This window comes from Peribacillus psychrosaccharolyticus ATCC 23296, assembly GCF_000305495.1.
Taxonomy (GTDB): Bacteria; Bacillota; Bacilli; order Bacillales; family DSM-1321; genus Peribacillus; species Peribacillus psychrosaccharolyticus.
Map to the genome: position 1 here is coordinate 17,465 of NZ_AJTN02000211.1, position 26,535 is coordinate 43,999.

Below are 26,535 nucleotides of genomic sequence, written 5' to 3' on the forward strand. Positions count from 1 at the left end.
CCCTCCTTTTCGTTCCTTTTTTAACTAATTGGTTCTGCCGCTTTTTGCTCGGCTGATTCTACTGCATAATGATGAATGAGCGTTAAGAATGCTTTTCCAGCATCAAGCATCGCCGTTTCATCAAAATCAAACATTGGATGATGATGAGGCATATCTGCACCAATTTCTTCATTTCGAGCTCCAGTAAAAAAGAAAGTTCCTGGAATCTGCTCTAAGTAATAAGCGAAATCCTCCCCTCCCATTAATGGGGTCATCTCGGAGAGTCGATCCGTAAACCCTGCTTTTTCCATTGCTTGAACAAATACCTTGGTCTCCTTTGGATGATTGTTAACCGATGGATAACCGCGCTTATAGTCCAGCGTATAGCTTGCTCCAGCATCATCACAGATTGCTTGAACGGCTTTTCTTATTTCTCGTTCAATCTGATCTCGTACGTCTGCATCATACGTCCTTACTGATCCTGAAATCTCTGCGGTATCTGCAATAACATTTGGGGCTAGTCCTGCGTGAAAAGAACCTACTGACAGAACGCTTGGTTTTTGAGGGTCTACTTTCCTGCTGATGATGTATTGCCAATGGTGGATGATTTGTGTGGTAACCGTGATTGCATCAATGGTTTCATGTGGTGTTGAACTATGTCCGCCCTTGCCTTGCACAGTTAAATTAAATTGGTCAGAAGCAGCCATTATTAAACCTTCTTTGTAAAGATAGGTTCCTGTTGGTGCACTTGTGGTGAGATGGGTGCCAAATACCACATCTACTCCCTCTAGACATCCGTCCTCAATCATCGAAACAGCGCCGCCTGGAGTTTGCTCCTCTGCATGTTGATGAAGTAAGACCACATTTCCAGCGAGATTACTCCGGTTTTGATTAAGTACAGAAGCTACACCTAGAAGAGTGGCCGTATGACCGTCATGACCGCAGGCGTGCATAACGCCTGGTACTTGTGACTTATAAGGAACATCCTTTAAATCATTAATCGGGAGAGCATCGAAATCTGCACGTAAAGCAATCGTCTTGCCAGGCCTTCCTCCTCGAATTACACCAACTACTCCCCTGCCTCCTACACCTTTTCTTACCTCAATTCCAAGACTCTCAAGGATTTGGGCAATCATAGCAGGTGTTTTCACTTCCTGAAAAGAAAGCTCAGGATTTTGATGTAAGTGACGTCTCCATTTAACAAGCTGGGGATAAAGAATTTCTAATTCGTTATGCCATGTTTGGAGCATGCTTAACACTCTCCCTACTATAAAAGTATTTTGTAATAAATTTGAGACAGGTTACTTTCAACTAAAATGAACTCTCTTTATCTATCATTGTGGATGATTATACTAAAAACATTTGTTGAAAACAAGTTAAATTATTGATTATTCAGAATATTAAGAATCAAACAAAACCATTTCCACCCCCGGTTTATATAGTCTTAATTACATAAAAAAAGAAAGGTGCCCTTGGGACTTTCCTTTCTTATTTCGTACAGTCTTTCGATTTTAATAAACTATAAGTTATCAAGTTTTCATAATGGTCGTATAGCCATTGACCATCTCTCGTTACACCTTCTTCAAAGAAACCTAATTTTATAGGAATGGTCCTGCTTCTATGATTAGTTTCTGCACATTGGATTTCGATTCGATGCAAATCTAACTCATTAAATAAATAGGTGATCAATGCCCTGACACATTTCGTAATGATTCCATTTCCTTGCGCTTCTTCCGATAAAAAATACCCAATACTCGTTGCTTTGTTTTTCCAATCTATATGATGCAAACCAATCATACCTACTAATCGTTCATTGTATCGTATTCCGGCATCAAACCCGTCATTATTTGCAAACTTGGAAATCCATTGTGGAATAATGGTATCGAAATCCTCCGCCGTCTGTCTTTTATCCACCCATAGCAGCCACTTACGCAGATGCTCTCTATTCGTATCAATTAACCGAAATAATTCCTCCTTATGCTGTTGTTGGATCAGTTCGATTTTCAGCTCGTCATCTACTTGAAACGAAAACATGTTATGCACCTGCTTTCTCTAGTCATTAAAGTTCTATCAAATTCGATAATTCGCGATAAACGCCAAAAATTCTTGTTGTTTGGTATGTTTATATTTCATAACTGCATAGGTATTCGCTTCTGGTCGTTTGATGAATTGACTTGGTACCTCGAGCAGCCTGCCTTCAAGCAATTCTCTTCTTACTGTTGATATCGGTAAATAGGAGACGCCTAATCCTTCAGCAATAAAACGTTTGGTAATATGGACCTGTGAGACCTCCATCATTCTTATTGAAGGATAACTGCTTTTAACGGCTCTGCATAAACTGTCCCAGTACTCAGGGTGATTATGGGTAAATAGATAATTCGATGTTAAAACCGTTTCTTCATCTAAAGGAGGTGCGAACTCTGAGTCCAATCCATCATGGGGAGCAACTAATATAACTTCATCTTGATAGAGAAGTTCACTGATGATGTCTCGATGCGCTCCGTTAATACATGACAGACCGATATCTACTTCTTCCTTCAAAACTGCCTCTTCAATTTCTATTGATTCAATAATTTTCAATGAAAATTCTACCTGTGGATGCTTTTTCAGATATGTTTTGAGTATATACGGAAGGATGGTGTCCGCTATCAATGGGGAAATGGCTAGGGATATTTTAGTGGTATACCCCTGTCTAAACGACTCTAAATCTTCTAAACCAGATTGATAGACATCAAACAGCTTCTTTGCATGAACTAGATATCGTCTTCCCTCTTCCGTTAGTTTCATAGTTCTACCTTCACGCAGAAATAACTGCACGCCTAATTCATTTTCTAAATGCTTAATATGGACGGTTACAGATGGTTGCGAGATATACAGAAGCTCCGCAGTCTGTCTAAAATTCCCACAGTGAGCAGCGGTGATAAAGGTAGTTAACCAAGAAAATTCCATAACCGCCTCCTTAATCTTTAATTTTTTTAATTGAATCGATTAAAAATAATTACTATTCTTAATTATCTTTATTTTATAAAATATATTTATAAAAGGAAAGGGGATATGTATATGCTGTATCCGGGATTAAAAGGGGTCGTTGCTGTTGAAACATTAATCAGTGAGATCGATGGTAATAAAGGAAAGCTGTATTATCGAGGATATGACATCTTGGACATCACGAAATCTTATTCCTTTGAAGAGACAGCCTATCTGTTATGGTATGGTACATTCCCAACCATTGACCAACTTAATGAGTTGAAGTCAGCCCTCATCCTGCATCGTTTTCTTCCTTCTCATATCGAAAAGCTTATTTGTCTGCTCCCTAAAGACATGGACTTGATGAGTGTCATCAGAACGGCTGTATCCGCAGAAGGAAACTCTAGCTATGGATGGAAACCGACCGTCTCACAAGCAATTAAATTGACCGCTATGATTCCAACCATTATTGCTTTCCGGAAAAGGTTCCTAGAAGGAAAAACACTCATTCATCCTTTGAACAACGGAAGTCATCTAGAAAACTATCTTTATATGTTAAATGGTGATAAGCCTGTCGAAGCACATATTGAGGCATTAGAAACCTATATGATTCTGACCATGGAGCATGGTATGAATGCCTCAACGTTTTCAGCTAGGGTTACCGCTTCAACAGAGTCAGAATTAGCATCTGCCATTACTTCAGCGATTGGAACGATGAAAGGTCCGCTTCATGGAGGTGCGCCTTCCGAGGTCATTGATTTGTTAAATGAAGTATATACAGCAGGAGATGTTGAAACAGTCATTCGTGCCAAATTATCTAACGGTGAAAAATTGATGGGATTTGGTCATCGGGTATATAAAACCCATGATCCACGCTCCGTTTCATTAAAGTCGAAACTGATGGAGCTTAACGGTGAAGACCCTTGGCTAGACCTCTCTATCCAGGTTGAAGAAGCTGCTGTCAATCTATTACAAGAATTCAAACCAGGCCGGGCACTCTATACGAATGTAGAATTTTATGCAGCAGCCATCATGAAAGCGATTCAGATGGAACCTACCCTATTTACCCCAACCTTTACCGCCAGCCGAATTGTTGGCTGGAGTGCACATGTAATTGAGCAGGCTGAGAACAATGTGCTTTTCAGACCTCAATCGAACTACATTGGTATGATTAAAGAGAGAGGTCGAGTATGATAAGCCAAAATAAATCAGATTGGTGGAACGCTGCTTTATATGATAATCATCATGCCTTTGTTTCATCTTATGGTGATCATTTGCTAAATCTATTAGCTCCACAAAAAGCAGAAACCATACTTGACCTTGGATGCGGCACTGGAGATTTGGCGATGAAAATGCTTGAGCTTCAAGTAAATGTTGTCGGAATTGATCAATCAGAGACGATGATCAATCAAGCTAGAAGGAAATACCCAACGATTCCATTCTTCGTGAAAAATGCAATTGATTTGGGGTATGATGAGGAATTTGAGGCTGTTTTTTCGAATGCGGTTCTCCACTGGGTAAAGCCGCCTTCTCTTGCACTAACGTCCATTTACCATGCTTTAAAACCAGGGGGGCGATTTGTTGCTGAATTCGGAGGAAAAGGTAATGTCCAGAGAATCATCGATGCCATTATAATGAACATTAAACAAGTAGGACACCCTTATGCTAAGCATCAGTTACCATGGTACTTTCCAAGTATAGGAGAATATACCACACTAATGGAACAAGCAGGGTTTAGCGTTATTTTCGCTCAAGCCTTTGATCGTCCAACGAGGTTAACCGGAGATGCGGGACTACGAAATTGGATAAACATGTTCGCAGCAAGTCTATTTGATGGAATCGATCATGACAGTAAAAACATGATAATGACAGCTATAGAGAAACAACTAAAGCCAACCTTATACAAAGAAGACAGTTGGCTTGCCGAATATAAACGAATACGAGTTGTCGGCATAAAAGAATAACAGAACGTAAGGGCGTACTCTATTTATGAGTACGCCCTGGCTTTATTCCATCAAACCAGGGGGTATATTGCCGATAACGATGTCTTTTTTGAAGTAATCCCGTCTGAGAGGGTCGTAATCCCGTCTGGAGAGAACGTATTCCCGTCTGGCAACAGCATAATTCCGTCTGCAAGGCTCGTATTCCCGTCTGGCGTACATTATATACCCCATTGGGTATATGCATCCTTCATTTTCTATATTCAATTAACCAACAATCTCGATACTCACCTTCATGATATTCATGGCTGGGCAACGGTTTGATTTTTTTAAAGCCGCATTTCTCATAGCAGCGTATGGCTCGATTATTCCATGCTTGCGGATCCATTACTACTATCCCTGCCTGCTTTTCTTTTAGTAAATAATCGACCATCGCCGTTACCAGAATTTGTCCAATTCCTTTATTCCAGTATGTGGGCTCACCGATGAATTGGTCCATTCCAAAGACCCTTTCGTCCTTGTATCCGTATTCATATTTCGTCTCATCGTCTACTTGGTAGTATTGGATATACCCGATTGGCTTCCCTTCAAATTCTACGATACATCCTTCGTCCTTATTTTCAGCATCATAAAACGCTTTATCGACCTTTTCCATATCAAATGGGTTATCTCTACCTTCATAAAATTCCAAGACTTCTGGATCGGACAGCCATTTAACTAAGTCGTATTTATCTTTATCTTCTAATTTTCGAACACATACCTTATCTTTTTCAAATAACATACTTACCCCCGTTTATTAACACGCAAAAACGCTTAGAAAAATCTCCAAGCGTTAAGCGTTTATTTACTTCCAGATTGTCTATTATAATTCCTTACAACCATTCCATTCGTTTTTGTCATACCAGCTTGAATATAATATGGAATCAAGTCATCATCACAACATAAATCAATCATATAGATGTCATCAAGTTCTTTTAGCATCCGATTAATTAATTCTTTGCCGATTCCTTTCTTTTTATAGGATGGTAAAACTTCAAGAAATGGTATATAGGCAGAGAGAATTTCATCACTAATTGCCGTAATAAATCCAACAACTTGATTTGTAATATGATCAATCGCCAGGATAACTTTACTGCTGTTTTTTAAAAGTTCTAAGTGTGTTTCTTGATTTGGCGGGTGCGGCCAATCCACAAAAAAGCCTGTTAACATTTCTGTAGAAATACCCTCGAGTGAGTTTTTATATATCATCAACTATCAGCTATCAGCTCCTAATTTTTTTCTTATTAGAAGATGATCGATTAAAAGTATAGTAGCAAAAGAATACCTCCAGGCTTACTTTGGGATAAACTATATATTCTACTTTCATAAGTTAAATCCTTTTTATTTATAAAAAAACTGTCCCCGAGTATCATTTTCCAATGATCTTCAGGGACAGCTTAGGTTAGCTTATGCGTTTTTCATAACCACACCTACAAGAATGTCGGCGACTCTTTGACAATGATCAGCTACATCTTCTAGGCTTTCATACATCTCTTTGTATTGGATGATGCGAAAAGGGTCTTTTTCAGTAGTAAATAATTGTTTAATCGATTGGCGTTGAATTTCATCACAATGAGATTCCAAATCTTTAATTTTTATCGCAATCACCGGAATCGATTGTAAGTTTTTCGTAGTGAGCAATTTGCATGCTTTTGCAATTTCATACGTACATTCTTTAATTGCTTCAATAAAACCGAGGATATATGTATCAGTATTACTAATAGAATACATGTCGATTAATGATGAACAATTTTCCAAACCATCCAATATATCATCCATACTGTTTGTTAACTGAAGAATGTCTTCTCGTTCAATCGGAGTGATAAAAGCTTGATTCAGGTCTTTGATCACCTCATGAACCATGTCATCCCCTTTTAGTTCGTATTCCTTCATCTTATCGGCAAAAGCTGTTAAATCGCTGATATCCTTAAATTCAGCAAAATAATCGGCACTTTCCTTTAAGTTTTGGGACATATTAATTAGGGCCGCTGTAAACTTGTTTTGTTTTGCTTTAAAGAACAATATATGACCTCCTATTTAATTCGACTAATGACTTGTCCTTATACTAATATCAATATTCTTAGTAACACATTGTCTTACACTCCAAGAAGGCGAGAGATGTACCAATAGTCGTTCTCGAAGGTCAAAGAACAATCAAGACGTTTTCTCGTAGGCAATAAACCTATATGTAACACGGAAAGATTGTTTACGTCAGATAATTCAGAGGAATTTGAATGGTTAATTGGCGAAAATAAGATGACTATAGCTGTTAATAAACTTAGAATTCATCCTATTTAAAAGGGTACGCAATGAATCAGGGAAGTCTCTGGTCTACATCTTCTATTATACTCTTACTTATTCTTTTCTGTCATTCTTCTTTGATGAAGGATAGATTACTGAGCGTACCCATATATTTCACACCATGTATTAAAGAGTAATCTTTCATTAAATGAGGGCCCATATAATAAGATAGTAAGCTCCGAATACAATAAAGATTAACGTCATTAATATCGTTAATAAAATAATCGTTATTCTTGTGAACCTAAAGGTTTGCTGGTTAATCTCTTCACCTTTTTTAAAGTAACTAAAAGTAGTGAAAATCAACGTAATTATTCCAACAATAATAGATGATAATCCAATTAGTTTGGCTAGCATATCTCCCAAATCAACATGTGGGGTTGTTAAGGTTGCAAAATGAAGGTTTGTAATCAAAAAACCGACACCTATAATGGTAATTGACGTACTTACCCACGCTAAAAACGTACGTTCATTGGCTAAATGTTGCTGAATATACGTAGAATCTTTCGTTTGATTTTTAGATTCCTGTTCTTTTTTTTGCATCTATTTACACCTTATCTTTCTCAGTATTTTGCCCACTACCCGTCCTTTAATTCATACTAAAAATCCCTCAAATCACCATTCAAGGTAAACGAGGGATTTTTAGTATGCATGGGTAAATTATAAGATTCCCATCCAAATCTTCACCGCTGTGGCTAAAATAAGGACAGCTAATATGATTTGAAGAATTTTTGTATTCATTTTTTTCCCTGCCATTGCTCCAAGCGGCGCAGCTAGTATACTTGCTATTACCATGATTAAGGCTGGATAATAGTCCACTTGTCCTGTAGATAATTTACCGACAGTTGCTCCAATTGATGAAATGAAGGTGATGGCCAGCGAGGATGCAATCGTTACCCTTGTTGGGATTTTTAACACAACAAGCATGATGGGCACTAATAAAAATCCCCCTGCAGCTCCAACAACTCCAGAACCTAGGCCAACAATTAAGGCTAAAATCGCTGCAAGCCACTTGTTAAAGGTTACCTGGTCTAAAGGAATATCGTCGATTCCCTTCTTAGGAATAAACATCATAACTGCTGCTATGATGGCTAGGATGCCATAAACAAGATTTATTCCGTTCTCTGACATAGACTGCGAACCAAAGCTCCCAATTATACTTCCGATTAAAACACTTATCCCCATATAGATGATAAGTGTTTTATTTAAGTATCCGCCTTTACGATAGGCCCAGACACCCGAAATGGAAGCAAATAATACTTGAACAGCACTTATTCCCGATACTTCATGTGCACTGAAGGCCGCTAAACCAAAGATTGGCGGAATATACAAAAGCATGGGATATTTAATTATCGACCCGCCGATACCGAGCATCCCTGAAATATATGAGCCTATGAATCCAATTAAAAAGATAGTAATGATAAAACCAATATCCATTTTAATCCTCCTTTAAAAGAAGGGAACCCTACTTGGTTCCCCTAAAAATCAGCCTTTTTTGATCCAAAATTTAAATACATCATTTTCTTCTGCCGATTCTAGCAGTTCATGACCGCCAGATCTAGACCAAGCGGCTAAATCAGCTTTTGCCCCTTTATCGGTAGCATGTACTTCTAACACTTGACCCGTTTCTAGCTCGTTGATCGCTTTCTTTGTTTTTACAATGGGCATCGGACAAGCTAATCCTCTTGCGTCTAATACTTTATCTGAATTCATCTTTTATTCCCCTATTCGTAGTAGTTTTTTATAGTGTTAATTAGCGTACTGCACAACGATTGGGTCCAATCTCCATTTCACGTTGTTTTTCACTATCTGGAGTCATTTTCCCCATGTTTGTTTCCCGAATTTCTTGGTAGGCATTTGGTTGTGGAGGTAAGTTTCCAGTAACCATTGCTCTAAACTCTTTTTCATCTTTAATATTTAAGCCATGATTTTCTGCAAATAATGTACCTAGTTGCTTACCAACACTACCGTTTTCATTCAGTTCTTCAATAATCATAAAGTGAGAAGGTAAAACGATTAGCTCGTCCGACAATTGTCTGTAGCGATTATAGAGCGTTTCTCTAAGATCTCCCACCCAATCCTCTGCTAATCCAGCTAGATCTGGTCTGCCAATTGAATCGATGAATAAAATATCTCCAGAAAGTAAGTACTTTTCATCGACAACAAATGATGTAGAACCAATTGTATGGCCAGGAGAGTAAAGAGCATGAATGTCAATTGCTGTATTTCCAATCGTTACAACGTTCCCACCTTCTAATGCCTGATAGGCAAATGTAACTTCGGTTGCATCTTTAGGAGGTAACCAATACGTGGCATTGGTTTGTTCTGCGATTTGTCTTCCACCTGAAATGTGATCTGCATGTAAGTGTGTATCTAATACATGTGTGATTTTCGCCTCTTTACTAGCTGCAAACTCTAGATAGACGTCCGTCATTCTAGTTGAATCGATGACCGCCGCTTCACCGTTAGATATAACCATATAAGATAGACAGCCTTTACCAAGACGAACGAACTGATACATTTCGGCTCCATCATGCAAATCGCCGAGTTTGATTGGTTCTAAATGTTCACTCCAAGCCTTCATTCCGCCTTTTAAATAAGAAACTGAACGTCCTGCTTCAGATAACATGTCAGCTACCAAAATAGATGAGCCTTCTTTTGCACAAACAACGACTACTTCTTTTTCAACTGGAATGCGTTCCATCACTTCTTCTACACCATCAAGCAAATCAAAATAAGGAGTATTAAAGATTTCAATGCTCTCTCCTTCAATTTTCCAATCGTTAAAATCACTTTGATTTCGTACATCCAAGATAAACAAATCTTCTTTTTTAATGACCTTTTGTGCGATTTCTTTAGCTGTCATTTCTTTTACTGACATCATGATTCCTCCTCTTATTTAAGATCGCTTAAACAAATGATTTAAAAGGTTAAAGTCACGTCTGCATATTTAGCGAACTCTAAAAATGTAACGGCGCCGCCCACTTCAATTCCGTCTACAAAAGCTTCTTTTTCAAGTCCCATAACGTCCATAGTCATTTGGCATCCAATGAAATTAACGTTCATTTCTTGGGCCATCGCAAGTAATTCTGGAATACCTGGTACCTTTGCTTTTGTAAATCCGTCGGCAAAATGCTCTTTTCCTTCCGGCATCGGAAGTTGTTTATTAGCTTCTTTATGGATTAAGTTTAACCCTTCAAATGTAAAGAAGATGGCAACCTCTTGATCCATTGCTTGCTGCAGCTGCTGTAGCTATGTTAAATACCTTATATGCGTCAAATAATCCGCCATTGCTTGCAATTATTGCCACTTTTTTAGTCATAATGTATTCCTCCATTGTTAGTTTTTAGTTTGTAGACTTTTCTGTTGGTCCATTCCATTGACTCATTCCCGGTACAACATTAATAACTTGCTTGAAGCCTGCCGATGTAAGTTTTTGTGCAGCTAAATCACTTCTGCTGCCTGTTCGGCAAATGACATGAATTTCTGCTTTTTTATCCAATTCACTTAATCGTTCTTCTAGTTCCCCTAAAGGCAAAGATACAGCGTTTGGAATATGATTAAATGCAAATTCTGCCGATTCACGCACATCAACTACTACTGACTTTTGGTTTTCCATTTTAGACAGCAAGTCATCATTTGAAATCACATTTGCATGTTTCTTTTCTATTTGTTCGTCACCACTTGATTTTCTCAAATAGTGTTTTAGAACGGTTCCTTCTTCAACCGTACCTAAATATTGATGTCCAGTACTTTCTGACCAAGCTTTCATGTCTGCAGTTGATCCTTTATCTGTTGCTTGAATTTCCAGCACATGTCCAGCTTCCATTGCATTCATTGCTTTTTTGGTTTTTACAATCGGCATCGGACATGCTAACCCTTTTGCATCTAAAATAGAATTTGTTTTAATCATTACCGTTTCCTCCTCTAAAATAAAATACGGGTGGGGGTATAATATTTTTTAAAAAAATTATACAGTTTTCCCCTTGTAATTAAGCATTCCACCAGTCATATTCCTAACGTTGTATCCATTATTCTCAAGAATAGAAGCCGCCATTGAACTTCGATTACCTGAACGACAGATTATGATATATTCTTTGGATTTATCTAAATTATCTAGTTTATCTTCGATTATTCCTAAAGGGATGTTCTTTGCGTTGGGGATCATCCCTTCCGCCGCTTCCTCTTCTTCACGCACATCAATCATATGAATAGGAGTATTACTCTTTACTAAAGCCTCTACTTCTGAAGCTGTGATCACTTTCATAAACAATTCCCCTCCATTAAATTAGCGCCAAGCACTCATGCCGCCTTTAACATTTGTTATGTGTGTAAACCCAAGCTTTTTTAAGGTTTTACTTGCTTTACTGCTCCTCATTCCACTTTGACAAATCACAATCACTTCTTGTTCCTTTGAAAGTTCTTGTGCTCTTTTCTGTAGATCGAATAAGGGAATGTTTTTAAAGTTTCTGATGTGGTTACCTCGAAACTCCTGAGGCGTTCGAACATCAATAAACTGCTTGCCCTTTTTAGTCAACTCAAGCTTTAGCTCTGATGTACTAATGGTCTTAATTCCCTTTGCAGGGACTAACCGTTGATATAAAAACCAAGCAATAGCCACAATCAATATCGTATTTATGATGGTATTTATCATCTGACTTACTCCTATATCTTAAATAAATAGGTTTACATTACCGTCTTCTGCATCTGCTAGATAAGCGGCCACACCTGCATATTCAATTCCATCTAATAATTCTGGTTGTTGCAAGCCCAATAAGTCCATTGTCATCGTACATGCAATCAGCTTCACTTCTTGTTCTTGTGCCATTTCAATTAATTGAGGAAGAGTCATTGCATTGTGTTTTTTCATAACATGCTTAATCATTTTTGGTCCCATTCCAGCAAAGTTCATGTTGGATAATCCCATTTTATCTGCGCCTCTAGGCATCATTTTGGCAAACATCTTTTCCAAGAACCCTTTTTTCAACGTTAACGGCTCATCTTTACGTAGTGCATTTAGTCCCCAGAACGTGTGGAAGATGACCACCTCATGATCATAAGCCGCTGCTCCGTTTGCAATAATATAAGCTGCCATTGCCTTATCATAATCCCCGCTAAATAATACAATGGTTGTTTTTTTCTTTTCACTCATTTACGCATCCTCCATTATTTTATACCCCTATGGGTATATTTTTCTGTAAATTTTTTTTGTCTTGCCTTCCACTTAAAAGGTATCTGTAAATTTCCGACTACTCATATACCCCAGTGGGTATATGATAGGCTAAAAAGTATCGCTCGTCAACCCTCTTTTTTGAGTGTTACCGAACTTAGATTACCCTTTTAACATATTTCATAAAAAGAAGCTTGCCCTCTTTGTGTTTCTTAACTTCTACCCTTACAATATACCCCCATGGGTATATTGTCAAGGCAATTATAAATATCCTAAAAAAGCTTTTCATTCTTATTCGCACCTATTTCTGACTTTGATGGTAAAAACTAATGAACATGCCCTTTAATAAAGAACATACACTACTAACCAATCCTCTATATGAAAGGATCTACTATGAATGCAAAAGATAAACAAGATGTGACACTTTGGAGTAAACTTAAGCCACATTTAGAGCTAATTGCAGCATGTCTTTGCGGCGTACTCATAATCATTGGGTGGATTCTATCTAAAAATGGTGCTGAATCCTATTCGACTTATGTTTACGTGTTAGCCTTTATTATCGGGGGATGGCAAAAGCCAGAGAAGGTATACTTGACACTATTGAAACAAAAAAATTAAACGTTGAAATTTTAATGATTTTAGCCGCCCTAGGTTCTGCCCTTATTGGATATTGGACCGAGGGAGCCATCCTTATCTTTATCTTTTCTTTAAGCGGGGCTCTAGAAACATATACGATGAACAAAAGTCACAAGGAAATCTCCGCTTTAATGGATCTACAACCGGAAGAAGCCACTCTTATCGAAGCTAATGGTCAGGAAAGAAGAGTAGGTGTATCCGAATTAAAAATCGGAGACCAAATTTTAATTAAAACTGGAGAACGTGTTCCATCGGATGGAAAAATCATAAAGGGACATTCGAACCTAGATGAAGCTGCCATTACAGGAGAATCGATTCCAGTAAGTAAAACAATTAACGATGAAGTATTTGCTGGCACCGTTAATTTAAGAGGCACCCTTATCGTGGAATTGACTAAAACTCAAGAAGAAACCCTTTTTAATAAAATTATCCTGCTAGTTCAGTCTGCACAGAGTGTGAAATCACCCTCCCAGCAATTTATTGAGAAATTTGAAGGTAGATATGTAAATGTTGTTCTTATCGGGGTTTTGCTAATGATGTTTTGTCCCGCACTATTTACTTCATTGGGATTGGAAGGAAACCATCTATCGTGCCATGGTATTACTTGTCGTGGCTTCTCCATGCGCACTCGCCGCATCTGTTATATCAGCGATTTCTAATGGTGCCCGCCATGGCATATTATTCAAAGGCGGTGTTCATTTAGAAAATTTAGGACACTTAAAAGCTATTGCTTTAGACAAGACTGGAACGTTAACGAAAGGAAAACCTGAGGTGGTTGATGTTTTATATCGAGAGGATTATACAATGGAAACATTTCTCCTGCATGTAGCATCAGTGGAGAAATACTCAAATCATCCGCTCGCCCAATCCATCGTTGATTATGCTTCTAAACATAGCATTCTAGATCTTATTAAACCAGAAACGTCTGAAGATATCTCAGGGTTTGGTGCAAAAGCACGCATTGCCGGCGTGGACTGGAAAGTCGGGAAAGCAGATTTTGTTGGGGCTGAGGAAGCAAGAGCTTTTCAAAACGGGATTGCGGAAACATTGGCAAGCGAAGGGAAAACCATGGTCTTTGCCTCTGATCAGCAAGGACTAGTTGGATTGATAACACTTAAAGATGTCATCCGTCAAGAAACCATTGATGCTATTGATAAACTAAAATCGATAGGCGTGCAGATCTATATGTTAACAGGGGACAGTCAGGCCACTGCGAAAGCCATTGCAGCAGAATGCCTGCCTGAGACAAAAGTGGATGAAATAAAAAAATTACAAGACCAATATGTCACCGTTGCGATGGTCGGAGACGGTATTAATGACGCTCCAGCATTGGCGACTGCATCCATTGGCATTGCTATGGGTGAGGGATCTGACGTAGCCTTAGAAACTGCTGATGTTGTCTTAATGAAAAATAATCTTTCACTAATTGCAGACGCTGTTCTTCTGTCTAAAAAAATGAATAAAATTGTAAAGCAAAATGTATTCTTTTCAATTTCCGTAATCATTTTACTGGTTTGCTCCAATTTTCTTCAATTACTAAATTTACCGTACGGAGTAATCGGACACGAAAGAAGTACAATACTTGTTATTTTGAACGGACTAAGACTTTTAAAATAAGCAATCTAATTCACCTCTATAACAAATGTAAAGGAGACTTCACCGTTAGCCCATAAAGTGATTGCTTCATAGATATACCGTCCTTTTTCAGCAGGAACAACAATAGGATACCCTTCCCGTTCCCTACTCTCTGTTTCTGCATCCCAACGATAAACATACAGAGTTGGTTCTTGTTCCACCTCTATGGACATTCTACTGTTCTGCACTGCATCGATTGCTTTAAACTTTTCAGCGATTTGAAGGGGACTTGCGGCATCTGTTTGTTGAACTTGATTCCCCTTTCGCCACTCAAAGCCGCCTCTTTGCATTTTATACCGTGTTTGATTGATTGTAACGAAACCAGAAAAGGTGGATGGGACGCCATCATTTTCAAAGACCAATTCTGGTAATGGTGTTGCTGACTCAATATGTAAGGCTTTTGCTTGTGCAGGAACTGTTTGACTGATGATCCCATCCACCCATACGACAACTTCCTGTCCTAGGTTAAAATTTTCATAGTGGTCAATTTCATTGAGTTTGATCCAAATTAATCCATGCTTTTTGTCATCTATTAACACACGATTTTCTTTCGTGTCTATATCAGTAATAATACCCTTTCTATCATATTCCCCTTTAAAGACTTCTTTTTGAGAACAACTTACTGTAAGAAAACAGATTAATACCAACCAAATCAGCTGTCTTTTCATTTGTTTTAATCCCTCCTTCTTAGTCTGAATAGACGAAAATTCCAATCGAAAGTTACACGACATAAAAAAACAACCTATCAGAATAGGTTGTTTCAGACTGTAGACAAACTCGGGTAAGATCTTTAAAATCGAGATGTTGATTTCCGTTCTAGGCGTTTCGCTTTCCGCGGGCGGGCGATGAGCCGCATCAATGCTTACGCTCCTGCGGGGTCTCACCTGTCCCGCTGTTCCCGCAGGAGTCTTCACGCCAACACTCCCATCAACTGACTTTCTAAACTTAAAAGTAAAAGGCCATTTTATAAATAGATATAGAATTTTGAGGTGATAAGGAGTATTTTCGAAAACCATCTTGAAATGGTAACACTAGACCATCTTGTTCCCGCAGGCCTATTTGGTCCGAAAAATGCAAAAGAGGTTCAGAATGAATCCATTCCAAACCTCTTTTGTCTACAAACTGAAACAACCTATCAGAATAGGTTGTTTTACTTCAATTCACTTTCAACAAGCCACTTATGATTGGTTACTTTTTTACCACCCGTTGTCGGCGTGTAATCAATCATATAAACTGTCGTTTTTTTGGCTGATTCAATCCTTGCTGAAGCACCTTTCATTCCTTTCATATGATCTGCTTCAATGGTTACTTCCGTACCAGCTTCTAAAATTTTGTCTCCTGCATCTTTAATTTCTTCTTGAATGACCCATTTATGGTGATTGATCGGTTCTTTGCTCTTCCCTGATGCAGGTATGTATGAAACGGTGTAAGCGGTTGTCTCATAAGCTCCGGTAACAGTTGCTTCTGCGCCTTTCATCCCCTCCATATGATCAGTATTTATGATGGCTTTACTGCCTATGTCATACGTTGGGTTTTCAGCAGCTACTAAGTTACTTGGTACTTCAGATTCGCCGTGAATGTGCTCGTTGCTGTGTTCAGAACTAGAATCTTCTTTTTCGTTGGAACAGGCAGTTAAGGTCATTGCCGCTGCCAACATAACTCCAGCTATCATCTTTGTTTTTATCATATTGAATAGTCCTCCACTTGTTGACTTAAATACTTTTATCCAAAACCTTAGTTAACGTTTCTTCAATCTCAACAGCAATTTCTTTCAGCTTAGAATCTTCTATCATATCCATCATTACCGTTGGCTTCGGCATACCAATATTCGTCAGCCCTTCCTTCTCATACACCGTAATTTTACAAGGAAGAAAATACCCTACAAGTTCATTTACCCCTAATACCCTTGCTGCTGCTTCTGGATTACACACCTCTAAAATACGATAAGGCTGCTTAAAATTCTCTATCCCTTTTTCCTGTAACTTATCAGTTAAGTCTAATGCCCAAAGTACTCCAAATTTCTCTTCCTTTAAGTTCGTTTCTAAGGATGAAATTGCCTCATCAATAGATTTATCTGTTTGAACTGTATAATGAAACATCAAATCGCTCCCTTATTTTTCTTTTTGTAAAGGTATACCTCAAAACCAATAGCATTAAACACCAGAAAGAAATCTAGGAATTTATTGTAGCATATGATGATACTGCATTCGACTGCTCAATTAGCTTGGGTTTATTTTCTGCTCTACTGGTGATAATAAATAGCGTAACTATTGAAAGGCAGGATGTGTTTTCGAGTGGATTTTTTCAGCAGTAAAGACTCTCTTACTGTCATTCAATGGAGTCTAAGGGCAATTATAGGATTTTTCTTTTTACTATGTGCCACAAAAATAATGGGGCAGCGATCACTTTCACAGTTAAGATTGCTTGATTTTATAATAGCTTTAATCATAGGTAACATTATCGCACATCCTCTCTCAGACGAAAAATTAGGATTGAAGGGTTCAATGACAACAGTATCTATATTGGTTACTTTATACCTAATTTGTGTGTATCTGAGTCTAAAATGGGATAAATTTAGAACCTGGCTTGATCCGTTGCCCTTTCCTATCATAAAAAACGGACAAATTATTTATAAAAACTTAGCCAAAGCTAGGATTCCGATGGATGTTTTATTGTCAGAACTGAGAAAAGATAAAATTGACGATATTCAAAAGGTTGCACTGGCCATTTGGGAACCGGATGGAAAGCTATCAACATTTTTACATTCGCAGCATCAACCACTTACTCCATCAGATATTCAGATAAAAACAAAACCATTTAGTTTACCCAATATGATTATAAAAGAAGGGAAAATTAACTACACAGAATTACATAAAAGAGGCAAGGATGAAGTATGGCTAAAAAAGAACCTCGAATTAACCTACCAAGCATCAGTTAGTGAAATCTTATTGGCCACTATTGATATAGACGAAAAGATAAATGTCTATTTGTATACATAGCTGTTTATTTTCTACCGTGAAAGGTTTAATTATAACTCCGCCGAATATATACATGTATAGTATAGATTTTAATGGGAGTTGATATTCATTTGACCGCTAAACATATTTGGTTAAAAATAATTGGGTTGGAAATTCTTTTGATGTTTTTTTATATGGTTAATGGAGCCTTTGTCTCGATTACGAATCCAACACATCCAGTCTTACAATTTATCGGACTCATTCCCTTAGCCATCGGTATTTTTCTCTATTTACTTTTCAAGAAAAAATGGGAGGTTTATTTCTTTAAGCGTTTCTTTCCCTTAACCAAACAGTACATACCGTTAGTACTGGTTTTACTAATCATTGTCGTAGGAAATAAAGGGCTAGATATCTCTTCTTTCACTAATTTATTCTTTATGTTTCTCATGCAGATGTTCATTGTAGCATTTATCGAAGAAACATTTTTCCGAGGTTTCATGCTCAAATTATTTCTTACAAAAGGAAAGGCTATGGCCGTTTTACTTACAAGCTTTCTCTTTGGCATTACCCATTCCATCCAGTTGTTTGGAGGCCAATCCATAGAGGACACCATTTTACAAATTATCTACGCCTTTATAGTCGGACTTGTTCTATCCTTACTTATCGTTACGAATCATTCCATCCTTAGTACCATCGCATTTCATGGATTTAATAATTTCTTTAATTTTATGGGAAAAACTGAAAGTCATAACTTTTTTTGCCTATCTCATTATAGGGATCCTCGTATGCTATTCATTCTATTTGTGGAATCAAATGACTAAACATGTCGATAACCGGATGGATCAACTTTTTGTTGGTTAATACAGAAGAAAAAGCACCGCTTGTGCGGTGCTCTTCAACTCCTATTCGTTCCATAATTCCCTTGATACATTCACGATGAATTTCAGCTTTTCCCATTGCTGTTCTTCTGTCAGTTTATTTCCATGATGGGTAGAAGCAAATCCGCATTGCGGGCTTAAACACAATTGTTCATGCGGTACATATTGTGCCGCCTCTTTTATCCGCGATTTGATGACGTCTTTATCTTCTAGTTCGCCATGTTTCGAAGTAACGACTCCTAAAACTACTTGAGCTCCACCATTTGGAATATGTTTTAATGGTTCAAAATCTCCTGAACGATGATCATCATATTCCAAGAAGAATCCATCTACTTTTTCTTTGGCTAGGAGGGTCGGTGCAATAAGCTCGTAGCTGCCTCCAAAACGNTAGGTAGATTGATAATTTCCACGACATAAATGAGTAGTTACCACTAAATCCTCAGGTTTACCTTCTAGCACTCCATTAATCACTCTTAGTGCTAAATCGGTTAAATATTCTCTGGAATATTTCCCGTCCTGATAGGTCACCTCTTGTGAAGAAAGCCCCGCAATATATACATCATCTAACTGTAAATACCTCACACCATGATCATAAAATGCTTTTATCGCGTCTTGATAGGTTTTAATAATATCCTTCGCATAGTCTTCAATGTCTGGATAAATTTCCTCATTACGGATTCCGTTCGTAAATAATTGATTTGGGCTTGGGATCGTTTGTTTTGCGGCTGCACGGCCACCGACAATTTCGTTAAAAACGGTAAAATCGTTTATAAATGGATGAGAAGGGTCAAATGAAACTTTTCCGATATTACGAACATAATATTTCTCTGTTTCTACACCGTTGAATTGAAGTCCTGTTTCTGGTACAAAGCCCTCAATTCCAGTTAAATGCTCTAAAAAGTCAAAATGCCACCATGTGCGTCTAAATTCTCCATCGGTTACAACTTCTAATCCAACCTCAATCTGTTTATCAACCACTCGTTTTATTTCATTTGTTTCGATTTCACGCAATTGTTCAAGTATTATTTTGCCTTCTTTATATTCTTTTCTTGCTGTCTTTAATGACTCCGGACGTAATAGACTCCCTACGTGATCTGCTTTAAAGGGTGCTTTTGTTAGTGTAATAGACATGTTGAGTTCCTTCTTTCTCTTCTAGGGTAGGATAGCAAATGATCGAACTGGGAAGCCGGAAGCTTTTTCTGGTTTCGGTACGATATTAAAAATAACTGCACCTTTTGCCGGCACTTTATCTAAGTTTGTCAGTAATTCAATTTGATAGGTATCTTGTTCAAGTACATAATATTCAGCTAATAGAGAGCCATTTTTTTGATAGTCAATACTGGCGTCGGTATCGAATGTTTCATGACCAACCGCTTTAATTTGTCTCTCTTGGAATAAGAATTCTAATGCTTCTACTGACCATCCAGGTGAATGGTTATTTCCCTGTTCATCTTTGTTTTCGAATGCCTCTTGATTTGGCCAACGTTTACTCCAATCCGTCCTTAAAGCAACAAATGTACCTGCGTCAATCTTTCCATGCTCTTCTTCGAATGCCAAAATATCAACAGCACGTAAAGAAAAATCATGATTATCAGCGGATTCCTTTGACTTATCAATAACAACAAGCGGGAGGACTAATTCTTTAAGTGTTAATTCTTCTAGGAAGCGTGTGTCCCGAACAAAATGAATGGGGGCATCTATGTGTGTGCCATACTGCCCGGCAAATGAAAAATTTTGGGCAAAAAATCCATCATCATGATTGAAAAGAGTACTTATTTTTGCTTCATCAAACGAGGCAAAATGTGGTGAATCCGGTCCAAACGTATGTGTGAGGTCAATCCACTGTTTTTGTTTAATCAAGTCAAATGCTTTACTCAAATCATTCGTCATTTTACCCCTCCCAAGTCTATTTTTTAAAAAGGGACAAAGAAAAAACCCCTATCTGAAAAAAGAAGAGGTTCTCAGCCAAAAGGCTGTCTCTTCTTATCTTCAAGCTTACGCTACTAGAATTAGCACAGTACTTACAATAAGTCTGCTGCTGAGGCATCAAAGGGCTAGTCCCTCCACCTCTCTTGATAAGAAAGTGACTATTAAGTTAGTGAATAGGTATACTTTACAACTGCCCATCTCTATTGTCAAGATTATTCTGAAAACTGAATTAGTTTTTAATAGGAAACGTAATCGTAAAAGTGGTCCCCTTTCCAAGCTTACTCTCTACACGAATGGAGCCTCTCATCGATTGGATGAGCTGGTACGTAATCGTCATACCAATCCCTGTCCCTTTTTCTTTTGTTGTGTAAAAAGGTGTTCCTATTTTCTTTAGCTGACTTTCCGTCATTCCTTTTCCTGTATCTTTAATCTCAATAAACACGAAATCAGCGGCTTTATACAACTTCACGTACAGTAGACCACCCATGTCCATTGATTCAATTCCATTTTTGATAATATTAATTAAGACCTGTTTAACTTCCCCTCTATTTCCTTGAATGCAGAGGTTTTCCTCTAGTTCTGATTTTATATCTATATCGAAGATAGTTGAAAAAGACGTCATGAGTTCAATCGCTTTTTTCACTTCATTAGAAAGATTTAATAACGTCTTCTCTTCATTGTGTGGTTTTGCTAAGGATAAATAATCATTAATGATAGCTTGAGCATGATCCAGTTCATCAATCGCAATAGTAATATAGTTATTCTGTGTTACTGTAATTACTTCGTCTTCTTTTAACAGCTGTAAAAATCCGCGGACAGAGGTCATTGGATTTCGAACCTCATGCGCCACTGAAGCGGCCAGCTGACTGATTACGTTTAATTTTTCTGCACGCTGAAGTTCTAAATCGATGGTTCGTTTTTGGTTGACATTCTCAATCGTATAGATTCCCATTAATAAACATACCCACGATAGAAAATAATAAAAAAGTAAAAATGGGATTTGATTAAGTTCCTTTGTATTTAAATAAGTAATAACGAGTGTAAAGGTCATTAACCAGAAAACAGAACTAACCACCACAATTTTTTTTTCATTTGAAGTGCGTCATATCTGTTCATATAATAGAGTAAAATCACAGTGGCTACTGAATAACAAATTAGCACATGATAAAATCCTTCTCCTCCTACATAAAAACGAAAGACTAGTAACGTGATCAACGTCAGTAACCCCGGAATTAATCCTCCATATAAAAAGGCAATAATAAATGGTACAATCCTAAAATCATATATATACCCCTCAGAAAATCGAACCGGAAAAGACATGGTTAATAAAACCATAACTAAAAGAATGAGAGTCAATTTAATATTTGGTCCTTTTTTATACGGTTTATTACTATCATTAAAAAATAGTTGATAAACAAAAATAGGAAAGAGGACAATTAATATTTGGGTTAAGACATAAATAAGTTCAATATCTTTAAACAAATGAGCATCCCCCGAACTACTTACTATTCCAAGTCTGAAAATTACAACTAATCCAAATATAGGAATGTATAGGCATTATAGCATAACATCCTGCTGTGATGCAGTTTAATACTCTTTGTTTTGGAGTCAGTGGCTCCTCCTGAATCCTTTTCATATACTGTATTATTTCGGTTACTAACAGGAGGGATCATTTATGGCAATTGAACAAGGACTACCCGTCCCATCAATCTGGGGAATTGATGCTTCTATGGCTGGCAGACCGATTGTCCGAGGAGAATTTATCATCAATTCAATTACTAACAATCAGATTGTCGGGACTTCTAATTTCCGAAGTACACAGCTCCCTTTTAACGGAACGTGGGATGAAAAATCCAATCAGATTACCTTCAATACCCCTTTTGCCACATTTTCTGGTGCACTGTCTTTATACGAGGATCCCTCCATCGGAATCCGGCACTATATTTTAACTGGACCCTTTCTTATGAAAGCACCCTCATTACAAGCAGGTGAATATGGAAATTGGCTTGCAACCACAGATGTCAGCTATAGCCAGCTTTCCGCAAATGAGCAAATAAGCCAAAATGCTAATGCCTTGCCTCCTGTTGGTGTATTTTTAACATCAGATATCCTTTACCAATCAAATGGATTGCCCTAACCAATTATCTCCAACAGGCTGTCGAGAAACTCTCGACAGTCTTTTTTTGTGACGAACACCCGGTTTCCCCAATAGGATTTCTGCCTCCACTACTCAGATCCAGGACCTGCCTACACAAAATACTGTTTTGCGCAGTAAATCGCTTGAAGTGCACAGGTTTGGCCTCATTCTGCACAGCTTTCTGCCCCAATTGCACAGTAAATTGGCTCTTTGCACACTTTCCCCTCCGTTCGGCACATAACACATGCGGTGATGCTGAAATCTACTCAGCATCAGCTGGGGGTTCTTGTGAAAATCGTGTATCTTGCCTTTAGGTCATCTTGTTATACTTTTTTAAACAATTACCAATACGTTTTGCACAGTAAATTGGCTCTTTGCACACTTTCCCCTCGGTTCGGCACATAACACATGCCGTGATCAGTCAGTCTTGAAACTCACTCTATCTCTAACACCATATCATATATTTTTTCCGGTCAGTTTAGCCTGTTTTCCCAAATTCTTTGCTAGCCTTATTCTCTCATTTTAGAGAAATTTAAAGGATTTATTTGTTTATCGTCTGAATTAACACTGAGAGTCATAGTATAAGGAGGAATGTTAATGAGAAGAATATGGATTCGAATGATTGTAGTTACTTTATTCATGTCATTATGTTTGCTTATGAATTCACCAGCAAAAACGTCAGCTGAAGTAATTCAGCCTTATGGCAAACTAAAACCTCCAAGTGAGAGTTTTACACCTGGAGATTGGTTTTTAGGAAGTACACCGCCTAATTATAACTCTAGTAAACCGCCGATTGTTTTTGTCCAGGGGAAAAACGGGTCTTCAACAAGCTGGTACGGTGAAACGGAATACCATGGTGTGAATGATATGTATACAAAAGCATACGAAGCAGGCTATCAAACGGTTTTTGTTCAGCTTTATGATGCTGCCGGAAACGGCTCTTCCGATCAATACAAAAATGGTAAACTATTGGCTGCTAGCCTCGCTCAAATCAGCGCCCACTTTGGCGGAAAAAAAGTGAATATTATCGCTCATAGTAAAGGCGGTCCGGATACACAAGCTGCTCTTGTTTCTTATGGGGCGCACCAATATGTTGGCCGAGTTATCACGCTTGCCTCTCCGCATCATGGCTCTAATCTAGCTGATTTAGCTTATAGCTGGTACGCTGGCTGGCTTGGATCACTACTCGGAGCAAATGATGAAGGTACGTATTCCTTGCAAATTGGCCAGATGGCGGAATTTCGTTCAGCGATAGACAATCATGCAAATTCTAGAAAGAATAAATACTACACTCTGACCGGCACCAACCAGGGACCGGCTTTTTCCGCTCTATCATTCGGCGGACTATATCTCTCTTCATATGGTGATAATGACGGACTCGTCAATGTTTGGAGTTCAAAATTACCATATGGCACCCATCTCTTTACTGATGCCAACTATGACCATGACAATATTCGTACAGGCTCCGCCGTTTTTTCAAGAATTGAACCCTATTTGCGCAGTGCTGCTACGACTGGCGTTGCTAGTTTAAGTGAACAGCCTGTTGAAGAAGAAAATATCTCAACGCTCCACACTCAACGTGTTCACGGTGGTCCCTTACCAACCAATAAATGGATTGAACAATCTATTTATTTGAATGAAGCCACTGCTCATGGTGATATCACAATCTATACATCAAGCCGAGATGTGGAAATAGAAATCATTTCTCCATCAGGAGTTACTTACCCTAGTTTTCTAGTTTCACAAGCTTCAAAAGGAGAAACCTCTTTCCTAGCCGGCGCGTATATTCATACGTTAAGACAAACGAATATGGAAGCTGGTGAATGGGTTGTTCGAATGAAGACAAAGGCCAAGCAGGATGCGTATTTACTTACCGCAAAAATCGATGACAAAGAGCCGCTTATTCTTGAAATGCCAGGGAAAGTCAAACAGAAAGATGCACAATTTGTTCTCAAATCACCTGTAAAACGCAGACCAAACACCCCATTAAAACTAGATGTTCACCTTACAAACGAACAAGGTGTTGAAGTAAAAAATCCCGCTGCTATTAATAAAGTAAATACAGAAACTTATTTTGGCGCGCTGCCTGACGTCCCGGTCTCCGGGATTTATAACCTAACCATCGATGTAAAAGGTGGGCCAACGATTATTCGTTCTGTTTATATCGAGAAATAACGAACAGGCTGTCCTTATTTTGGGACAGCCTTATTTAACATCTTCTTCACAATTGTCTCCCACAATTTCCAAGAAATCCTATCTTTTAACCAAATCGTTAGCTTTACTCCCTTACCGATTGGGTACCTAAAACGAGGGTCTTTCTTTCGAACGATAGTGGCAATGCTTTTGGCTATTTCCAGTGGATCGCCATAGGTTTCTGCACTTTTTTCTGTGTAGGCTTCTAACTTTTTCATTTCATCAGCGTATGGTGAGTCAGGGCGCTGAGACATTTCGGTTACTTGCTTCCCGCTTGACCAGATATTCGTTTGAAACGAACCAGGCTCCAGCAATACAACCTTTACGCCAAACGGGTTCATTTCTAATCGTAAACACTCACTCCAACCTTCAACCGCATATTTTGAAGCTGCATAGGGGGATAAACCCGGAAAGCCCATCCTCCCGCTAATGCTGCTCATATTAATGATGGTGCCGCTTTTTTGTTTCCGCATCAGCGGAAGCACGGCCTGTGTGACGCTGATCATTCCAAAAACATTGGTATCAAATTGTGCCTTATATTCAGATATAGGTATTTCTTCTATAAAACCAGCTCCAGCAAAGCCAGCATTGTTTACGAGCACGTCTACCCTGCCAATCTCCAACAGTACGTCCTTTAGTTTGCTAATCGACCCTTCTGATGTGACATCGAGTTCTTGTAGGATAATCGAACCTTCCAACGCGTTTTCTTCTGCCTGTTTCAGTAATGCGTTTCCTTTCGTAAGATTCCTCATTGTTGCTAGTACGGTATAACCTTCCTTAGCGAGCTCTAATGCCGTAAGAAAACCAAATCCGCTAGAAGATCCGGTCACGACCGCTGTTTTCATCGTCATAGTAATCTCCTCGTCTTTCAATCTATACCTTCAGTTTAGATGATTTTCCAAAATAGTTCACCAATCTTATAAACTTCCCCAAGATTAAATTTGTGGTTGAGGGAAACTTTTTTATATAACACGCATAATATTGCTTATACACAAAATATACTAAATTAAACGAGAGAAGGTGCTGGATATGGAAGACATGTATGCCCTCAATATTCAAGATTTGTCCGTCTCCTATCATGGTAAACCCGCTTTACGTACGATTAATATCGCAGTATTACCAGGATCATTAGTTGGCATCATTGGACCTAATGGTGCAGGAAAATCGACTTTTATTAAGGCATTGCTTGATTTAATTCCTAAAGATAACGGTTCGGTTAGGATATTTGGTAAGACGTTCTCTGAACAACGGCAACTTGTTGCTTATGTTCCACAGCGTAACAACATTGATTGGGACTTTCCCATCAATGTTTTAGAAACAGTCCTCTTAGGTACCTATCCAAGCTTAGGCATTTTCAAAAGACCTAAACAAGCCGATAAAGCACGGGCACTTGCCTGCTTAAAAAAGGTAGGCATGGAGGATTACCATGACAGGCAAATCGGTGAATTATCGGGTGGGCAGCAGCAGCGTGTGTTTTTAGCGAGGGCCTTAGTCCAAGAACCCGAAATTCTATTATTAGATGAACCTTTTGTCGGCATTGATATTCTTAGTGAAGAAAACATGATGAATATTCTTAGAGACCTTAAATCCGCAGGTAAAACCATTCTGGTCGTCCATCATGATTTATCAAAGGTAGACACCTATTTTGAACAACTTCTTGTGCTAAATAAGAAACAAATCGGCTATGGTGACGTCAAAGAGGTTGTTCGAAATGGTGTGATAAATCAGGCATATTTAGGTCAGCTTTCGATTTTTGAAAAAGCAGAGGTGATGTGAA

29 protein-coding genes, 2 pseudogenes and 1 riboswitch are annotated in these 26,535 nt (G+C 38.3%); of the genes and pseudogenes, 8 read left to right on the forward strand and 23 right to left on the reverse strand.

The features are described from left to right. Positions 1-20: 20 nt before the first annotated feature. The 3 genes from WYK_RS15135 to WYK_RS15145 all read right to left on the reverse strand — a co-directional run bounded on the left by WYK_RS15135 (position 21) and on the right by WYK_RS15145 (position 2,928). Positions 21-1,229 (reverse strand): amidohydrolase, encoded by a 1,209-nt coding sequence (locus WYK_RS15135; protein ID WP_040375317.1) that lies wholly within the window; start codon positions 1,227-1,229, stop codon positions 21-23. A 238-nt stretch (positions 1,230-1,467) separates the two neighbouring features. Beyond that, positions 1,468-2,013, reverse strand: coding sequence for a GNAT family N-acetyltransferase (locus WYK_RS15140; protein ID WP_040375318.1), 546 nt, complete (start codon positions 2,011-2,013; stop codon positions 1,468-1,470). A 36-nt stretch (positions 2,014-2,049) separates the two neighbouring features. After that, positions 2,050-2,928, reverse strand: coding sequence for a LysR family transcriptional regulator (locus tag WYK_RS15145; RefSeq protein WP_040375319.1), 879 nt, complete (start codon positions 2,926-2,928; stop codon positions 2,050-2,052). Between the two features lie 111 nt (positions 2,929-3,039). Between WYK_RS15145 and WYK_RS15150 the strand changes: the two genes are divergently transcribed. Together WYK_RS15150 and WYK_RS15155 are read left to right on the forward strand one after the other, a co-directional pair. Continuing rightward, positions 3,040-4,140, forward strand: a complete 1,101-nt coding sequence (locus WYK_RS15150; RefSeq protein ID WP_040375320.1) for a citrate synthase/methylcitrate synthase — start codon at positions 3,040-3,042, stop codon at positions 4,138-4,140. Further along, entirely contained in the window at positions 4,137-4,910 is a 774-nt protein-coding gene (locus tag WYK_RS15155) for a class I SAM-dependent methyltransferase (protein WP_040375321.1), read from the forward strand. Before WYK_RS15150 ends, WYK_RS15155 begins: the two co-directional genes overlap by 4 nt. A 226-nt stretch (positions 4,911-5,136) precedes the next feature. Here the strand turns inward: WYK_RS15155 and WYK_RS15160 are convergent, their stop codons facing one another. The 12 genes and pseudogenes from WYK_RS15160 to WYK_RS15215 all read right to left on the reverse strand — a co-directional run bounded on the left by WYK_RS15160 (position 5,137) and on the right by WYK_RS15215 (position 12,375). Then, on the reverse strand, positions 5,137-5,667 hold the full coding sequence (locus WYK_RS15160) for a GNAT family N-acetyltransferase (RefSeq protein ID WP_040375322.1): 531 nt from the start codon (positions 5,665-5,667) through the stop codon (positions 5,137-5,139). 59 nt (positions 5,668-5,726) lie between these two features. Then, positions 5,727-6,134, reverse strand: coding sequence for a GNAT family N-acetyltransferase (locus WYK_RS15165; RefSeq protein ID WP_040375323.1), 408 nt, complete (start codon positions 6,132-6,134; stop codon positions 5,727-5,729). A gap of 198 nt (positions 6,135-6,332) precedes the next feature. Beyond that, positions 6,333-6,947, reverse strand: coding sequence for a DUF47 domain-containing protein (locus WYK_RS15170; RefSeq protein WP_040375324.1), 615 nt, complete (start codon positions 6,945-6,947; stop codon positions 6,333-6,335). 423 nt (positions 6,948-7,370) lie between these two features. After that, positions 7,371-7,766: a YidH family protein gene (locus WYK_RS15175; RefSeq protein ID WP_040375325.1), complete on the reverse strand. Its 396-nt coding sequence runs from the start codon at positions 7,764-7,766 to the stop codon at positions 7,371-7,373. 117 nt (positions 7,767-7,883) lie between these two features. Continuing rightward, the gene (locus WYK_RS15180) at positions 7,884-8,660 is read right to left on the reverse strand and encodes a sulfite exporter TauE/SafE family protein (RefSeq protein WP_040375326.1); all 777 of its coding nucleotides are present in this window, start codon (positions 8,658-8,660) and stop codon (positions 7,884-7,886) included. A gap of 48 nt (positions 8,661-8,708) precedes the next feature. Beyond that, positions 8,709-8,936, reverse strand: a complete 228-nt coding sequence (locus tag WYK_RS15185; RefSeq protein WP_040375327.1) for a sulfurtransferase TusA family protein — start codon at positions 8,934-8,936, stop codon at positions 8,709-8,711. A gap of 40 nt (positions 8,937-8,976) precedes the next feature. Further along, the gene (locus WYK_RS15190) at positions 8,977-10,104 is read right to left on the reverse strand and encodes an MBL fold metallo-hydrolase (RefSeq protein ID WP_040375328.1); all 1,128 of its coding nucleotides are present in this window, start codon (positions 10,102-10,104) and stop codon (positions 8,977-8,979) included. 41 nt (positions 10,105-10,145) lie between these two features. Continuing rightward, a pseudogene (locus WYK_RS15195) lies at positions 10,146-10,545 on the reverse strand (DsrE/DsrF/DrsH-like family protein). 24 nt (positions 10,546-10,569) lie between these two features. Further along, positions 10,570-11,136: a sulfurtransferase TusA family protein gene (locus WYK_RS15200; RefSeq protein ID WP_040375329.1), complete on the reverse strand. Its 567-nt coding sequence runs from the start codon at positions 11,134-11,136 to the stop codon at positions 10,570-10,572. Between the two features lie 57 nt (positions 11,137-11,193). Further along, the gene (locus WYK_RS15205; RefSeq protein WP_040375330.1) at positions 11,194-11,490 is read right to left on the reverse strand and encodes a rhodanese-like domain-containing protein; all 297 of its coding nucleotides are present in this window, start codon (positions 11,488-11,490) and stop codon (positions 11,194-11,196) included. A gap of 21 nt (positions 11,491-11,511) precedes the next feature. Then, complete coding sequence (locus tag WYK_RS15210) at positions 11,512-11,877, reverse strand: rhodanese-like domain-containing protein (protein ID WP_040375331.1); 366 nt, start codon at positions 11,875-11,877, stop codon at positions 11,512-11,514. 18 nt (positions 11,878-11,895) lie between these two features. Then, the gene (locus WYK_RS15215) at positions 11,896-12,375 is read right to left on the reverse strand and encodes a DsrE/DsrF/DrsH-like family protein (RefSeq protein WP_040375332.1); all 480 of its coding nucleotides are present in this window, start codon (positions 12,373-12,375) and stop codon (positions 11,896-11,898) included. A gap of 411 nt (positions 12,376-12,786) precedes the next feature. Between WYK_RS15215 and WYK_RS15220 the strand changes: the two are divergent. Then, positions 12,787-14,646: pseudogene (locus WYK_RS15220) on the forward strand (heavy metal translocating P-type ATPase). Positions 14,647-14,651: 5 nt separating this feature from the next. Here the strand turns inward: WYK_RS15220 and WYK_RS23360 are convergent. The 3 genes from WYK_RS23360 to WYK_RS15235 all read right to left on the reverse strand — a co-directional run bounded on the left by WYK_RS23360 (position 14,652) and on the right by WYK_RS15235 (position 16,763). Beyond that, positions 14,652-15,332 carry a DUF3221 domain-containing protein gene (locus WYK_RS23360; protein WP_051387551.1) on the reverse strand — a complete coding sequence of 227 codons (681 nt, stop codon included), beginning with the start codon at positions 15,330-15,332 and terminating at the stop codon, positions 14,652-14,654. 482 nt (positions 15,333-15,814) lie between these two features. Continuing rightward, entirely contained in the window at positions 15,815-16,351 is a 537-nt protein-coding gene (locus tag WYK_RS15230) for a YdhK family protein (protein ID WP_040375333.1), read from the reverse strand. Between the two features lie 25 nt (positions 16,352-16,376). Further along, entirely contained in the window at positions 16,377-16,763 is a 387-nt protein-coding gene (locus WYK_RS15235) for a DUF302 domain-containing protein (protein ID WP_040375334.1), read from the reverse strand. A 195-nt stretch (positions 16,764-16,958) separates the two neighbouring features. On the opposite strand from WYK_RS15235, the gene WYK_RS15240 reads away from it, so the two are divergent. After that, positions 16,959-17,663: a DUF421 domain-containing protein gene (locus tag WYK_RS15240; protein WP_040375335.1), complete on the forward strand. Its 705-nt coding sequence runs from the start codon at positions 16,959-16,961 to the stop codon at positions 17,661-17,663. Between the two features lie 89 nt (positions 17,664-17,752). After that, a complete protein-coding gene (locus WYK_RS15245; RefSeq protein WP_235782526.1) occupies positions 17,753-18,442 on the forward strand; it encodes a CPBP family intramembrane glutamic endopeptidase in 690 nt (229 codons plus the stop codon). Between the two features lie 81 nt (positions 18,443-18,523). Here WYK_RS15245 and WYK_RS15250 read toward each other — a convergent pair whose 3' ends face one another. The 4 genes from WYK_RS15250 to WYK_RS24565 form a co-directional block, all read right to left on the reverse strand. Then, the gene (locus WYK_RS15250) at positions 18,524-19,630 is read right to left on the reverse strand and encodes a 5-methyltetrahydropteroyltriglutamate--homocysteine S-methyltransferase (protein ID WP_040375336.1); all 1,107 of its coding nucleotides are present in this window, start codon (positions 19,628-19,630) and stop codon (positions 18,524-18,526) included. 21 nt (positions 19,631-19,651) lie between these two features. Beyond that, on the reverse strand, positions 19,652-20,389 hold the full coding sequence (locus WYK_RS15255; protein WP_040375337.1) for a cyclase family protein: 738 nt from the start codon (positions 20,387-20,389) through the stop codon (positions 19,652-19,654). A gap of 90 nt (positions 20,390-20,479) precedes the next feature. Next, a riboswitch (SAM riboswitch) is annotated at positions 20,480-20,581 on the reverse strand. 76 nt (positions 20,582-20,657) lie between these two features. Continuing rightward, entirely contained in the window at positions 20,658-21,506 is an 849-nt protein-coding gene (locus WYK_RS23365) for an ATP-binding protein (protein ID WP_152526478.1), read from the reverse strand. Continuing rightward, on the reverse strand, positions 21,479-21,910 hold the full coding sequence (locus tag WYK_RS24565; protein ID WP_040375338.1) for a LytS/YhcK type 5TM receptor domain-containing protein: 432 nt from the start codon (positions 21,908-21,910) through the stop codon (positions 21,479-21,481). Before WYK_RS24565 ends, WYK_RS23365 begins: the two co-directional genes overlap by 28 nt. A 193-nt stretch (positions 21,911-22,103) precedes the next feature. Here WYK_RS24565 and WYK_RS15270 point away from each other — a divergent pair, with 193 nt between their 5' ends. Together WYK_RS15270 and WYK_RS15275 are read left to right on the forward strand one after the other, a co-directional pair. Next, positions 22,104-22,565 carry a hypothetical protein gene (locus WYK_RS15270; protein WP_040375339.1) on the forward strand — a complete coding sequence of 154 codons (462 nt, stop codon included), beginning with the start codon at positions 22,104-22,106 and terminating at the stop codon, positions 22,563-22,565. Positions 22,566-23,204: 639 nt separating this feature from the next. Next, positions 23,205-24,740: an esterase/lipase family protein gene (locus WYK_RS15275; RefSeq protein ID WP_051387566.1), complete on the forward strand. Its 1,536-nt coding sequence runs from the start codon at positions 23,205-23,207 to the stop codon at positions 24,738-24,740. A gap of 14 nt (positions 24,741-24,754) precedes the next feature. Here WYK_RS15275 and WYK_RS15280 read toward each other — a convergent pair whose 3' ends face one another. Further along, positions 24,755-25,609, reverse strand: a complete 855-nt coding sequence (locus WYK_RS15280; protein ID WP_040375340.1) for an oxidoreductase — start codon at positions 25,607-25,609, stop codon at positions 24,755-24,757. Between the two features lie 178 nt (positions 25,610-25,787). Here WYK_RS15280 and WYK_RS15285 point away from each other — a divergent pair, with 178 nt between their 5' ends. Continuing rightward, positions 25,788-26,534: a metal ABC transporter ATP-binding protein gene (locus WYK_RS15285; RefSeq protein WP_040375341.1), complete on the forward strand. Its 747-nt coding sequence runs from the start codon at positions 25,788-25,790 to the stop codon at positions 26,532-26,534. Position 26,535: the final 1 nt, after the last annotated feature.

Bases quoted from the DNA above. Each gene is read 5' to 3' on its own strand.
- WYK_RS15135 (WP_040375317.1), bottom strand. From the start codon at position 1,229: ATGCTCCAAACATGGCATAACGAATTAGAAATTCTTTATCCCCAGCTT.
- WYK_RS15145 (WP_040375319.1), bottom strand. From the start codon at position 2,928: ATGGAATTTTCTTGGTTAACTACCTTTATCACCGCTGCTCACTGTGGG.
- WYK_RS15270 (WP_040375339.1), top strand. From the start codon at position 22,104: ATGGCAATTGAACAAGGACTACCCGTCCCATCAATCTGGGGAATTGAT.
- WYK_RS15160 (WP_040375322.1), bottom strand. From the start codon at position 5,667: ATGTTATTTGAAAAAGATAAGGTATGTGTTCGAAAATTAGAAGATAAA.
- WYK_RS23360 (WP_051387551.1), bottom strand. From the start codon at position 15,332: ATGAAAAGACAGCTGATTTGGTTGGTATTAATCTGTTTTCTTACAGTA.
- WYK_RS15255 (WP_040375337.1), bottom strand. From the start codon at position 20,389: ATGACGAATGATTTGAGTAAAGCATTTGACTTGATTAAACAAAAACAG.
- WYK_RS15155 (WP_040375321.1), top strand. From the start codon at position 4,137: ATGATAAGCCAAAATAAATCAGATTGGTGGAACGCTGCTTTATATGAT.
- WYK_RS15215 (WP_040375332.1), bottom strand. From the start codon at position 12,375: ATGAGTGAAAAGAAAAAAACAACCATTGTATTATTTAGCGGGGATTAT.
- WYK_RS15185 (WP_040375327.1), bottom strand. From the start codon at position 8,936: ATGAATTCAGATAAAGTATTAGACGCAAGAGGATTAGCTTGTCCGATG.
- WYK_RS15205 (WP_040375330.1), bottom strand. From the start codon at position 11,490: ATGAAAGTGATCACAGCTTCAGAAGTAGAGGCTTTAGTAAAGAGTAAT.
- WYK_RS15275 (WP_051387566.1), top strand. From the start codon at position 23,205: ATGTCATTATGTTTGCTTATGAATTCACCAGCAAAAACGTCAGCTGAA.
- WYK_RS15280 (WP_040375340.1), bottom strand. From the start codon at position 25,609: ATGACGATGAAAACAGCGGTCGTGACCGGATCTTCTAGCGGATTTGGT.
- WYK_RS15230 (WP_040375333.1), bottom strand. From the start codon at position 16,351: ATGATAAAAACAAAGATGATAGCTGGAGTTATGTTGGCAGCGGCAATG.
- WYK_RS15175 (WP_040375325.1), bottom strand. From the start codon at position 7,766: ATGCAAAAAAAAGAACAGGAATCTAAAAATCAAACGAAAGATTCTACG.
- WYK_RS15235 (WP_040375334.1), bottom strand. From the start codon at position 16,763: ATGTTTCATTATACAGTTCAAACAGATAAATCTATTGATGAGGCAATT.
- WYK_RS15150 (WP_040375320.1), top strand. From the start codon at position 3,040: ATGCTGTATCCGGGATTAAAAGGGGTCGTTGCTGTTGAAACATTAATC.
- WYK_RS15200 (WP_040375329.1), bottom strand. From the start codon at position 11,136: ATGATTAAAACAAATTCTATTTTAGATGCAAAAGGGTTAGCATGTCCG.
- WYK_RS15165 (WP_040375323.1), bottom strand. From the start codon at position 6,134: ATGATATATAAAAACTCACTCGAGGGTATTTCTACAGAAATGTTAACA.
- WYK_RS15190 (WP_040375328.1), bottom strand. From the start codon at position 10,104: ATGTCAGTAAAAGAAATGACAGCTAAAGAAATCGCACAAAAGGTCATT.
- WYK_RS15285 (WP_040375341.1), top strand. From the start codon at position 25,788: ATGGAAGACATGTATGCCCTCAATATTCAAGATTTGTCCGTCTCCTAT.
- WYK_RS15210 (WP_040375331.1), bottom strand. From the start codon at position 11,877: ATGATAAATACCATCATAAATACGATATTGATTGTGGCTATTGCTTGG.
- WYK_RS15180 (WP_040375326.1), bottom strand. From the start codon at position 8,660: ATGGATATTGGTTTTATCATTACTATCTTTTTAATTGGATTCATAGGC.
- WYK_RS15140 (WP_040375318.1), bottom strand. From the start codon at position 2,013: ATGTTTTCGTTTCAAGTAGATGACGAGCTGAAAATCGAACTGATCCAA.